Source organism: Flavobacterium salilacus subsp. salilacus (assembly GCF_004634195.1).
Taxonomy (GTDB): domain Bacteria; phylum Bacteroidota; class Bacteroidia; order Flavobacteriales; family Flavobacteriaceae; genus Flavobacterium; species Flavobacterium salilacus.
In genome coordinates this window covers 1-11,946 of the sequence record NZ_SKBP01000008.1, presented here as the reverse complement: position 1 = coordinate 11,946, position 11,946 = coordinate 1, and the positions used below count along the sequence as shown (strand labels likewise).

10 protein-coding genes and 1 tRNA gene are annotated in these 11,946 nt (G+C 40.6%); 10 read left to right on the top strand and 1 reads right to left on the bottom strand.

Annotated features, from left to right (window positions below; genetic code table 11):
* The first annotated feature begins 5 nt into the window (after nt 1-5).
* The 10 genes from mraY to E0W68_RS10135 all read left to right on the top strand — a co-directional run bounded on the left by mraY (nt 6) and on the right by E0W68_RS10135 (nt 11,249).
* Nucleotides 6-1,238 (top strand): phospho-N-acetylmuramoyl-pentapeptide-transferase, encoded by a 1,233-nt coding sequence (mraY, locus tag E0W68_RS10180; protein WP_135219326.1) that lies wholly within the window; start codon nt 6-8, stop codon nt 1,236-1,238.
* 1 nt (nt 1,239) lies between these two features.
* On the top strand, nt 1,240-2,574 hold the full coding sequence (murD, locus tag E0W68_RS10175) for a UDP-N-acetylmuramoyl-L-alanine--D-glutamate ligase (protein WP_135219325.1): 1,335 nt from the start codon (nt 1,240-1,242) through the stop codon (nt 2,572-2,574).
* A gap of 79 nt (nt 2,575-2,653) precedes the next feature.
* The gene (locus tag E0W68_RS10170; RefSeq protein ID WP_135219324.1) at nt 2,654-3,964 is read left to right on the top strand and encodes an FtsW/RodA/SpoVE family cell cycle protein; all 1,311 of its coding nucleotides are present in this window, start codon (nt 2,654-2,656) and stop codon (nt 3,962-3,964) included.
* A 40-nt stretch (nt 3,965-4,004) separates the two neighbouring features.
* Nucleotides 4,005-5,096, top strand: coding sequence for an undecaprenyldiphospho-muramoylpentapeptide beta-N-acetylglucosaminyltransferase (murG, locus tag E0W68_RS10165; RefSeq protein ID WP_135219323.1), 1,092 nt, complete (start codon nt 4,005-4,007; stop codon nt 5,094-5,096).
* A gap of 74 nt (nt 5,097-5,170) precedes the next feature.
* Complete coding sequence (gene murC / locus E0W68_RS10160) at nt 5,171-6,523, top strand: UDP-N-acetylmuramate--L-alanine ligase (RefSeq protein WP_135219322.1); 1,353 nt, start codon at nt 5,171-5,173, stop codon at nt 6,521-6,523.
* The gene (locus E0W68_RS10155; RefSeq protein ID WP_135219321.1) at nt 6,510-7,232 is read left to right on the top strand and encodes a cell division protein FtsQ/DivIB; all 723 of its coding nucleotides are present in this window, start codon (nt 6,510-6,512) and stop codon (nt 7,230-7,232) included. Before murC ends, E0W68_RS10155 begins: the two co-directional genes overlap by 14 nt.
* Before the next feature lie 3 nt (nt 7,233-7,235).
* A complete protein-coding gene (ftsA, locus tag E0W68_RS10150; protein ID WP_135219320.1) occupies nt 7,236-8,606 on the top strand; it encodes a cell division protein FtsA in 1,371 nt (456 codons plus the stop codon).
* 13 nt (nt 8,607-8,619) lie between these two features.
* Nucleotides 8,620-10,569, top strand: coding sequence for a cell division protein FtsZ (gene ftsZ, locus E0W68_RS10145; protein WP_135219319.1), 1,950 nt, complete (start codon nt 8,620-8,622; stop codon nt 10,567-10,569).
* A gap of 90 nt (nt 10,570-10,659) precedes the next feature.
* The gene (locus tag E0W68_RS10140) at nt 10,660-11,109 is read left to right on the top strand and encodes a GatB/YqeY domain-containing protein (protein WP_135219318.1); all 450 of its coding nucleotides are present in this window, start codon (nt 10,660-10,662) and stop codon (nt 11,107-11,109) included.
* 66 nt (nt 11,110-11,175) lie between these two features.
* Nucleotides 11,176-11,249, top strand: a tRNA-Arg gene (locus E0W68_RS10135).
* Between the two features lie 298 nt (nt 11,250-11,547).
* Here E0W68_RS10135 and E0W68_RS10130 read toward each other — a convergent pair.
* Nucleotides 11,548-11,946 (bottom strand): IS1 family transposase (locus E0W68_RS10130; protein WP_255508587.1); only part of this gene is annotated, 399 nt, incomplete at its 5' end.

The following is an 11,946-nucleotide window of genomic DNA, read 5'->3' as shown; positions in this document are numbered from 1 at the left end:
CGCATATGCTGTACTATTTATTTGAATACTTAGATAAACAATTAGATATCCCGGGCACAGGTGTTTTTCAGTACATCACATTCCGTTCGGGTATGGCGGTTATGCTGTCGTTATTCATCTCTACCGTTTTTGGTAAAAAGATAATCAACTTTTTACGCAGGCAGCAAATAGGCGAAACAGTGCGCGATTTAGGACTTGAAGGACAGTCGCAAAAAGCAGGTACGCCAACTATGGGCGGGCTTATTATTATAGTAGCTACCCTTATACCGGTACTGTTGCTTGCCAAGCTGGATAATGTATATGTAATGCTGCTTATAGTTACTACCCTGTGGATGGGAACAATAGGTTTTATAGACGATTATATAAAGAAATTTAAAAAAGATAAAGAAGGGCTTAAAGGCAAGTTTAAAGTTATCGGTCAGGTAGGACTGGGGCTTATAGTGGGCTATGTACTCTATTTTCATCCTGCCGTAACAGTGCGTACTGATACCTCTAAAGTAGATATTTATGCAACCACTCCGGAGCATGATATGGTTTCGGCAATACCTACAGAGGAAAAATCGACCGCTACCACTATTCCGTTCTTTAAAAATAATGAATTTGATTATGCCGATTTGCTTTCGTGGGCAGGCGACAATTATAAAGACTTTGCATGGCTGATATTTATCCCCATAGTGATATTTATCATTACGGCAGTATCTAATGGTGCTAACCTTACGGATGGTATCGATGGGCTTGCTGCGGGAACTTCGGCAATAGCAGTACTTACGTTGGGTATATTCGCCTTCGTTTCGGGTAATATTATATTTTCTAATTATTTGAATATAATGTACATCCCCAATTCAGGAGAAATGACGGTATTCATCTCCGCTTTTGTAGGAGCATTGGTCGGATTCCTTTGGTATAACACCTATCCCGCTTCCGTTTTTATGGGCGATACGGGTAGCCTTACCATAGGCGGTATAATAGCAGTGCTGGCAATAGCGGTACGCAAAGAGTTACTAATACCCATATTGTGCGGTATTTTTCTTGCCGAAAATTTATCGGTAGTAGTACAGGTAAGCTATTTTAAATATACTAAGAAAAAATATGGCGAGGGACGACGTATTTTCCTGATGTCGCCTTTGCACCATCACTACCAAAAAAAGGGGTATCATGAAAGTAAAATTGTAGCCCGTTTTTGGATTGTAGCCATAATGCTTGCCATATTCTCGTTGGTATCATTAAAACTAAGATAGTATGGCAAAAAGACTGGTAGTACTGGGGGGCGGAGAAAGCGGTGTAGGTACTGCGATACTCGGCAAAAAAAAAGGATATGAAGTTTTTGTATCCGATTTTGGAAAAATAAAAGAAAGTTATAAAGAAGTTCTTGCACTTAATAAACTGGATTGGGAAGAAGGGAAGCATACCGAAGCCTTGATACTGAATGCAGATGTGGTCATGAAAAGCCCGGGCATACCGGATAAATCGCCCATAGTAAAGTTACTGAAAGAAAAAGGTGTACCTGTAATCTCCGAAATAGAGTTTGCATCACAGCTCATCACAGTAACAACCATAGGCATTACAGGCAGTAATGGTAAAACAACCACTACCATGTTAACGCATCATCTGTTAAAACAAGGCGGGTTGCACGTGGGGCTTGCCGGTAATATAGGTAAAAGCTTTGCCTGGCAGGTAGCCGAAAACAAACACGACAGTTATGTGCTGGAGTTAAGCAGTTTTCAGCTTGACGGTATAGAGAGCTATAAACCGCATATCGCAGTAATAACCAATATAAGCCCCGATCATCTTGACCGATATGAATATAAGTATGAATTGTATATAGCGGCAAAGTTTAGGATAACAATGAACCAGACAGAAGAGGATTACCTGATATATGATGCCGATGACGAGGTAATAGCAAAATGGCTGGAACAGAATACAATTAAAGCAAAAAAAATACCCTTTTCGCTTTCGGGCAATAACAAAGAGGGAATATATATAGAAAACAACACAATTTTAAGCAAAATAGAGGAGGAATTTAAAATGCCAATAAACGAATTATCATTAGAAGGAAAGCACAATGTAAAGAACGCCATGGCAGCAACAGCGGTTGCACAGCTTATGCGTATCAGGAAACAAACTATAAGAGAGAGTCTTTCCAACTTTCAGGGGGTAGAACACCGCCTTGAAAAAGTACTTAAAATACAAAATGTACAATATATTAATGATAGTAAGGCTACCAACACCAATGCCACATTTTTTGCACTGGACAGCATGACAACACCTACCGTATGGATTGTAGGAGGGGTAGATAAAGGCAACGATTATGACGAGCTGATGCAGTTGGTTAATGAAAAAGTAAAGGCAATAATATGCCTTGGGGTAGATAACCAAAAAATCATCAATGCATTTGGCAATGTGGTAGATGTAATGGTAGAAACTACAAGCATGAGCGAGGCTGTAAAAGTAGCCCAGAGAATTGCCGAAAAAGGCGATACAGTATTACTGTCGCCGGCATGTGCAAGTTTCGATTTGTTTGAAAGTTATGAAGACAGAGGCAGACAGTTTAAAGCTGCCGTACAAAATTTATAAAGTTATGCACTTTGTTTTTTGTCATCCTGACGAAGGAAGGATCTAAAAAACGAAGGAGTAAAGATAAGTTAAAGTTAAAATGAAAGAATTAATCAAAAACTTAAAGGGAGATAAAGGGATCTGGTCGTTTGTAGTACTACTGGCCCTTATATCGTTCATGCCTGTTTTCAGCGCAAGCACCAATCTTGTGTATGTAATAGGTAAGGGCTCTACCATTGGGTATTTGGTTAAACACCTTGTTCATATATTTATTGGTTTTGCACTTATTTACTTTGTGCACAAAGTGCCCTATCATTACTACAGGGCATTATCGCAAATAGCAATGCCCATAGTAGGGTTACTGTTAGTATTTACCTTTTTCCAGGGAACAGTTATAGGCGGAGCCAATGCCAGCCGATGGATAAAAGTCCCGTTCATTGGAGTTACATTCCAAACATCGGCACTGGCAATGATAGTACTCATGGTATATGTAGCCCGCTACCTTGCCAAGATAGAAGATAAAAAAGTAACCTTCAAGTCATCGTTTATAGAACTGTGGATACCTGTATTTATCATACTGGCACTTATACTGCCGGCTAACTTTTCTACGGCAGCGCTCATATTTTCAATGGTGTGCATGCTGGTTTTTGTAGGCAAGTACCCCATGCGGTATCTCGCCATGATAATAGGTATAGGCGTAACAGGGCTAACGCTGTTTGTACTGTTTGCCATGGCATTCCCAAAAGCAATGCCCAACAGGGTAGATACCTGGATGAGCCGTATAGAACGCTTTACTACCGATGAACCCAATGAAGATGATTACCAGATAGAAAAAGCAAAAATAGCCATAGCCACAGGGCAGATATACGGTTTAGGACCCGGTAAAAGTGTGCAAAAAAACTTCCTCCCGCAATCATCATCCGATTTTATCTTCGCCATTATTGTCGAAGAATACGGATTAGTGGGCGGGCTGGGTGTGCTGTTCCTCTACCTGATCCTGTTCTTCAGGTTTTTGGTATCGGCACACAAAGCCAAGAGCCTGTTCGGTAAGCTGCTCATAGTGGGGCTTGGTTTCCCGATAATATTTCAGGCACTTATTAATATGGGCGTGGCGGTAGAGCTACTGCCTGTAACAGGGCAAACGTTGCCACTGATAAGCAGTGGAGGCAGCTCTGTATGGATGACCTGTATAGCCATAGGAATCATTATAAGCGTGACCAAGAAAGAAGAAGAAGTGGCGCAGGAACTGGCAGAGAAAGAAGAACGCGAAGCAGCCCTGAAACAAATAATAGACGAACATATACTGAGAGAAAGACAGCAGGAGGAAGCAGAGGCTGCAGGTATTGCAGAACCTTCTTACAGTATAGAGGATAAAGCAAAGAACCCCATGCACGCTGTAATGGGGAAATAGATAATAGACGAGAGATAAAAGATAATAGAGATAGTAGAAAATGAGCAATAAAAAATTCATATTAAGTGGTGGCGGTACAGGAGGGCATATCTATCCTGCTATTGCTATTGCAAATGAATTGAAGCATCGTTTTCCTGATTGCGAAATACTTTTTGTAGGCGCAAAAGATAAAATGGAGATGCAAAAAGTACCACAGGCAGGATATGAAATTAAAGGGCTTTGGATAGCAGGCATTCAGCGCAAGCTGACTTTGGATAATGCTATGTTTCCCCTGAAATTAATGAGCAGCCTTGTAAAGTCGCGCAAAATAGTAAAACAGTTTAAGCCTGATGCGGTTATAGGTACCGGAGGCTTTGCCAGTGGTCCGTTGCTCAGGGCAGCAGCTTCGCTTAACATACCGGCGGTACTGCAGGAGCAAAATTCATATCCGGGCATTACCAACAGGTGGCTGGCTAAAAAGGCACAAAAGATATGTGTAGCCTATGAGGGGCTTGAACAGTTTTTCCCTAAAGAAAAGATTGTAGTAACAGGTAACCCTGTGCGGGAAGACCTCATATCGGTACAAGAAAAACGTAAAGAGGCAATACAGGCTTACGGACTTAATACTGAAAAGAAGACCTTATTAGTATTAGGCGGCAGCCTGGGTTCAAGACGCATAAACCAACTTATAGCCAAAGAGCTTACATGGCTCCTCGCACAAGATATACAGATACTATGGCAATGCGGTAAACTGTATTTTGAAGAATATCAAGCTTACGGCGAAAAAGAAGGAGTGCAGGTACTTTCGTATATCGACAGGATGGATTTGGTATATGCAGCAGCCGATATAGTAATATCCCGTTCAGGAGCATCATCCGTTTCAGAGCTTTGCATAGTGGGTAAACCGGTAGTGTTTATACCCTCTCCCAATGTTGCCGAAGACCACCAGACGAAAAACGCACAGGCAATAGTTGACAAAGAAGGCGCATTGCTGTTGAAAGAGTCACAGTTAGACACACAATTTCAACCCGTATTTGAAGACTTACTCAAAAATGAAGAAAAAAGGCAAAAGTTAAGCGAGAATATAAAAAAACTCGCCAAACCCAATGCAACAAAAGATATTGTTGACGAAATAGTAAAATTAATTAAATAATTCTCCCCTTTGGGGAGTTAGAGGGACTAAGTAACTAAAGAGGCTTAGAAACTAAGAAGCTAATAAAAAGCTATATGCAGTTAGATAACATACATAATGTCTATTTTATAGGAATTGGCGGTATCGGCATGAGTGCCTTAGCGCGCTACTTTAAACATATAGGCAAAAATGTAGCCGGTTACGACCGCACCCCCACGCAGCTTACCAACGCGCTGGAGGCAGAAGGCATCGCTGTTCATTTTGACGATAAGGTAGAGCTTATAGGTTCATCTTTTCTGGATAAGGGGGCAACATTGGTAGTAGTAACACCCGCAGTGCCTAAGCACCACTTGCAGTGGAATTATTTTACTGATAATGGCTTCGAAATAAAAAAACGTGCCGAAGTACTGGGTATTATTACCAAAGGCACTTTTTGCTTTGCAGTAGCGGGTACACATGGTAAGACCACAACATCCAGCATACTGGGGCATATACTCTACGAAAGCGGGGTAGATGTTACCGCATTTTTAGGCGGCGTGGTAGAAGGGTATAACTCTAACCTTATCGGTAGCGGTAAAACCGTTACGGTAGTAGAGGCAGATGAGTTCGACCGTTCCTTTTTACACCTGCACCCTAATATTGCCTGTGTAACCAGTATGGATGCCGACCATTTGGATATATATGGCGATACGGCAGCAATAGAAGACTCTTTCAGGGAGTTTGCGGCTAAAGTTCAAAATAAAAAACACCTTTTTGTACCTACAGGGCTTCCGTTACAGGCAGTACAGGTAGGAATAGAGGATGATGCAACATTTGTTGCCAACAATATAAGCATACAAAACGGTTGGTATGTGTTTGATATAACAACCCCAGCCGAAACCGTAAAAGAAGTAAAATTTGCCCTTCCGGGCAGGCATAACCTTAGTAATGCCTTACTGGCATTTGCTATGGCAGCCACCTACGGAGTTGAAACAAGTGCTATAGCAGCAGCATTAGCATCATTTAAAGGAGTGAAGCGCAGGTTTTCATATCAGATAAAAGAAAAAGGATTGGTGTATATAGACGATTATGCACACCACCCTACCGAGATAGATGCGGTACATCAGGCAGTAACCGAGTTATACCCCGATGAGAAAGTGTTGGCAGTGTTTCAGCCACACCTTTTCAGCCGTACAAGAGATTTTGCAGAAGGGTTTGCCAAGAGCCTTTCGGCATTCGAAAATATAGTGCTTTTGGATATTTATCCGGCGCGCGAGTTGCCTATTGAAGGAGTAACCTCGCAATGGTTGCTGGATATGATAGAGAACCCTGACAAAAAGTTAGTGAGTAAGGCAGGTTTACTGCCTTTATTGAAAAAAACCGATGCCTCGGTAATTGTTACCATAGGCGCGGGTGATATAGGTGAATTAGTACCTGAAATTAAAAAAGTTTTGCATGAAAAAAATTAATTGGAATAACGTAAGGCTTGTAGTCATACTGCTTGTGGTAGTATTCCTTTACTCTTTTTCGGGAAAGCGAAATGAGACAAGGTGGCTAAAAGAAATAGGGATAACATTTGAAGAAACCGAGAACTTTATCACGCGTGATAAAGTTAATAAGTTGTTGATACAAAATTATGCTAACGTTACGGATGTACGGAAAGATAAATTAGATTTGAATAAGCTGGAAAAGTCTCTTGACGATAATCCAATGATTGAGAAGGCAGAGGTTTACGCCACAATAGACGGAAAACTAAAGGCAGTGATAAGGCAGAAAATGCCGATTGCACGGGTGTATCGGGGGACACAATCATATTACATAGATCGTAATGGAGATCAAATGCCCCTCTCAGAAAGCTATACAGCGCGCGTACCGCTGGTAACCGGGGAGCTTGATAAAATAGAAAATGAAAAGCTACAAGAGCTCCTGTTGTATTTATACAACAATGATTTCTTAAAAAAAAACATTATCGGTATTCAAGTGAATCCTAACGGAAGCCTGAAAATGAGGAGCAGGAGTTATAGCTATGAAATAGAGTTTGGAGTACCGTTTAATATAGAGAGAAAGCTTAAAAACTATATGGCATTTGTACAAGATGCCTCTAAGGACAGCGTGATAGGGCAATACAAAACAATAAATCTGAAATTTACACAACAGGTTGTGTGCACCAAAAAATAGGATATGGAAAAAGACAGCATTGCAGTAGGTTTAGATATCGGGACAACTAAGATTGTTGCGATGATAGGCAAGAAAAATGAATATGGGAAATTAGAAATTTTGGGTGTTGGTAAATCCAAAAGCCTTGGTGTGGCAAGAGGTGTTGTTAATAATATTACCCAAACTATCCAATCCATACAAGAGGCGGTACAGGATGCCGAGGCCGATTCGGGCTATAAAATAAATGATGTGGTGGTGGGTATTGCCGGGCAACACATCCGCAGCATACAGCACAGTGATTACATCAGCAGAAATAACCCTGAAGAGGTAATAGGCGAGGAGGATATCGACCTGCTTATCAATCAGGTGCATAAACTGGCAATGTTGCCGGGTGAAGAAATAATACACGTATTGCCGCAGGAATTTAAAATAGACGGGCAAACCGAAATAAAAGAACCCATAGGTATGTATGGCGGCAGGCTCGAAGCCAGCTTTCATGTAGTGGTAGGGCAGGCGTCATCCATACGCAACGTGGGCAGGTGCATTAAAAGTTCAGGGTTAGACCTTTCGGGGCTTACGCTTGAACCGCTTGCTTCGGCAGATGCAGTATTGAGCCAGGAGGAGAAAGAAGCCGGTGTAGCGCTTATTGATATAGGTGGCGGTACTACCGATTTGGCAATTTTTAAAGACGGTATCATCCGCCATACGGCAGTAATACCTTTTGGCGGTAATGTAATAACCGAAGATATTAAAGAAGGCTGCTCTATTATAGAAAAGCAGGCAGAGTTGCTTAAAGTGAAATTCGGTTCGGCATGGCCGGGAGAAAATAAGGATAATGAAATTGTTTCTATCCCCGGACTGAGAGGGCGTGAGCCAAAAGAAATATCACTTAAAAACCTTTCTAAAATAATACATGCCCGTGTGGTAGAAATTGTAGAGCAGGTGTTTGCCGAGATAAAAGCCTACGGACACGAAGACCCCCGCAAAAAACTGATAGCAGGCATAGTGCTTACCGGTGGCGGCTCGCAGTTAAAGCATATCAAGCAACTGGTAGAGTATATTACAGGTATGGACACCCGTATAGGCTATCCTAACGAGCACCTTGCCGGAAACTCTGACGAAGAGATATCAAGCCCGTTATATGCTACAGCAGTAGGTTTGGTAATGAACAGTATTCGTAACAATACTAAGAGCGCAACACCTTTGGTAGAGCTACAAAAAACCGCTCCACAGCCTGCAATGAATGTGGTGCACGAGCCGGCGGTAGAAGAAAGGCTTGAAGAGGTAACAGCAGGAGATATAAATAAGGCTGAATCGACAGAAAAACGTGTAAAACGTTCATTTTTCGATAAGTATATAGATAAGATTAAAGATTTTTTAGATAACGCAGAATAAAAACCCGATGGATATGATGAGCAATTCAGATTTTGGAAGCATTTCGTTTGATTTACCAAAAAATCAGTCAAACGTTATCAAAGTAATTGGTGTAGGCGGTGGCGGCAGCAACGCAATAAACCACATGTTTAAGCAGGGAATTAAAGGTGTTGATTTTATAATATGTAATACCGATTCTCAGGCGTTGCAAAACAGCCCTGTGCCAAATAAAATACAGCTTGGCGTGAGCCTTACCGAAGGTCTTGGTGCGGGTGCTAACCCTGAAGTAGGACAACAGGCTGCATTGGAGAGTATAGAAGATATCGAAAAAATGCTGGATACGAATACTAAAATGGTATTTATCACGGCAGGTATGGGCGGTGGTACCGGTACGGGTGCTGCCCCGGTAATTGCGCAGCTTTCTAAGGAGCGCGACATCCTTACCGTTGGTATCGTTACAATACCCTTTCAGTTTGAAGGCAAAGTTCGCTCCGAGCAGGCGTTAGCAGGAGTAGAAAGATTACGAAAACAAGTAGATTCTTTAATCGTTATCAATAATAATAAATTAAGAGAGGTATATGGTAACCTTGGCTTTAAGGCAGGTTTTTCTAAAGCGGATGAAGTATTGGCAACAGCCTCAAGGGGTATTGCCGAAGTAATTACGCACCATTATACTCAGAATATTGACCTTAAAGATGCAAAAACGGTTCTTGCCAACAGTGGTACGGCTATAATGGGGTCGGCTACCGCTACGGGAGAAAACCGGGCAAAAGATGCCATTGTAAGTGCGCTCGACTCTCCGCTGCTTAATGATAATAAGATAACAGGCGCTAAAAATGTATTGTTGCTCATTGTTTCGGGTACGAATGAGATTACAATAGATGAGATAGGCGAAGTTAACGACTACATACAGGTAGAAGCAGGCTTTAATGCCAACATTATTATGGGTGTGGGTGAAGATGAAACTTTAGGCGAAGCTGTGGCAGTTACTATTATTGCTACGGGGTTTAATGCAGAGCAGCAAAATGAAATAGTGAATACCGAGCCTAAAAAAATTATCCATGCGCTTGAAGAAGAGCAAAAGCTGGTAACTGATTTATCACAAAAATCATCATTATCCTCATTTGATTTTTCTGCTCCTGCTGCCGAAGATACTAAGCAAGAGGTTAAAGAAGAGCTTGTTGCAGAGCAGGAAAAAGTGGTTTACACTCTTGAAGATGAAGTAATCGAAAAAAAGCCTGAAGCGGAGACGGAAACGGATGAGATACCGTCTTCGGAGTTCATCAACGGACTTGATGTATTTTTTGAAATAGTTTCGCCAAAAACAGAGGTTGAACCACAGGTGGTAAAAGATATAAGAGATATTGAGGTGCACGACCCGGAATTTGTAATTGTAAAGAAAGAAGAACAAATACAGTTTACTTTTGCCCCGATAGTTGCTAAAGCAAATCAGGAAGAAAAGCACTTTTTTGAGCTTACAGATGAAACTCGTGATATAAAAGTAAACGAGCCTGTGCGTGTAGTGCCTGTTACAGAGGTAAACCAAACAGGAGTAATACGTTACTCGCTTGAGGATTATCTGGAAAAAGAAAAAGAGTTATTACAATCCAAACCTGAGGCTAAAGCAGAAGAGCCTGTGAGTGAGGAATTGAATTTAACACTCAGAAAGACAGAGCAACCGGAGGGGGTTAAAACTTCATCGGGATATGAAGAAATTTCTCCGGTGGAGATGACTATAGAAGAAACACTTCGTGTAAGAGCCGAAGAGCGCAGGAAGAAAATGAAGGAGTTTAATTATAAATTCCATAACAATTCATCTAAAATTGATGAGATTGAAAAAGAGCCTGCCTATAAGCGAATGGGGATTGATTTAAATGAATCGCGCGCGGATAACAGCAAATCACGTTTTTCTTTAGGAACTGATAGTAACGATGATTTACAGTTACGATCTAACAACTCGTTCCTTCATGATAATGTGGATTAACTAACTCAACTTGATTCTTAACCCGAAAATATAATGCTATTTTCGGGTTATTTTTTTATCTTCGCTGGCACAATTATAAAACCGTACCCTATGAGCTTACAGACAGATATTATGACCGCCCTGAAAGATGCCATGAGAGCAAAAGATACTGTGGCACTTGAAGCATTAAGAGCCATAAAGTCGGGCATATTACTTGCACAGACTGAGAGTGGTGCTAAAGAAGAAATTTCTGAAGAAGAAGAAATAAAATTACTGCAAAAACTGGTTAAACAGCGTAAAGACAGTGCTGCAATATATGTTGAGCAGGGGCGGGAAGATCTTGCCGAACCGGAACTGGCACAGGCTGCCGTGATTGAAAAATTCCTGCCGGAGCAGTTGTCTGAAGCGGAAGTTGAGGCAATAGTGAAAAAAATTATTGCTGATAACGGTTTTTCCGGTATGGCAGATATGGGCAGAGTAATGGGTATAGCCTCTAAAGAGCTTGCCGGTAAAGCCGATGGCAAGACTATTTCTACAGTAGTAAAAAAATCGTTGGTATAATAGATTATTAGATTTTTGGATAATTCGATTAATATCAGATTCATCTAACTTCATAAAATTTAAATTGGCTCCGTAGTTCAACTGGATAGAATATCAGATTTCGGCTCTGAGGGTTGGGGGTTCGAATCCCTTCGGGGTCACAAAAACTGCCAATTTGCAGTATCTTACAAAGGTTTTAGTCAACATTTAGTCAACGAAAGTTAAAAAATGAAGATTAAAACCTTTTTTATTTCAGAAATTTAATCAATAATTAAGAAAAATTTTTTATAGAAAAATTTGTTGTGTCGATTTGTATTAGTTTATCATATACCTCATAATATAGTTGACAGTTGTATGTAAATTATCTCTACCTTTTTTCGCTCCTTTGACATAAATTTCTATAGTGTCAACTATTTTAGGTATTACTGCTAAAAAGAATGAATACAATAAGTTTTCTTTTTAACCCCAGAAATAAATCTTTAAAACGGCATTTAGAACAAGTAAACTTCTTGAAAAACAAATAGTCCTGCGATTCAGTCTTTTCAGGTGAATCCGCAATGTTAGGTTCTTTCTCTCAATACGATTTGTACCGAATGGTTTAACAGCATGGAGGTCAATAGGAATAAGTGACTTATAATTCCTCAGTCCATCAGTATAAATTTTCTTTGCCTTAGATAATTCCAACGTTTTTATTACAGCATGTAAAGTCTTATTTGTTCTCTTTCCGACACAGAAACTTATAACATTCTTGGATGTTCGCTCCAAAGCATATACTATCCAGATAAGTTTACTCTTTCGTTGGATGAATGTTCTCATCTCATCAACCTCATAAATTTTATCTCTTTTAATAATTGGTCT

Coding starts and splice junctions, on each gene's coding strand:
- mraY (WP_135219326.1), top strand. CDS start 6: ATGCTGTACTATTTATTTGAATACTTAGATAAACAATTAGATATCCCG.
- murD (WP_135219325.1), top strand. CDS start 1,240: ATGGCAAAAAGACTGGTAGTACTGGGGGGCGGAGAAAGCGGTGTAGGT.
- E0W68_RS10170 (WP_135219324.1), top strand. CDS start 2,654: ATGAAAGAATTAATCAAAAACTTAAAGGGAGATAAAGGGATCTGGTCG.
- murG (WP_135219323.1), top strand. CDS start 4,005: ATGAGCAATAAAAAATTCATATTAAGTGGTGGCGGTACAGGAGGGCAT.
- murC (WP_135219322.1), top strand. CDS start 5,171: ATGCAGTTAGATAACATACATAATGTCTATTTTATAGGAATTGGCGGT.
- E0W68_RS10155 (WP_135219321.1), top strand. CDS start 6,510: ATGAAAAAAATTAATTGGAATAACGTAAGGCTTGTAGTCATACTGCTT.
- ftsA (WP_135219320.1), top strand. CDS start 7,236: ATGGAAAAAGACAGCATTGCAGTAGGTTTAGATATCGGGACAACTAAG.
- ftsZ (WP_135219319.1), top strand. CDS start 8,620: ATGATGAGCAATTCAGATTTTGGAAGCATTTCGTTTGATTTACCAAAA.
- E0W68_RS10140 (WP_135219318.1), top strand. CDS start 10,660: ATGAGCTTACAGACAGATATTATGACCGCCCTGAAAGATGCCATGAGA.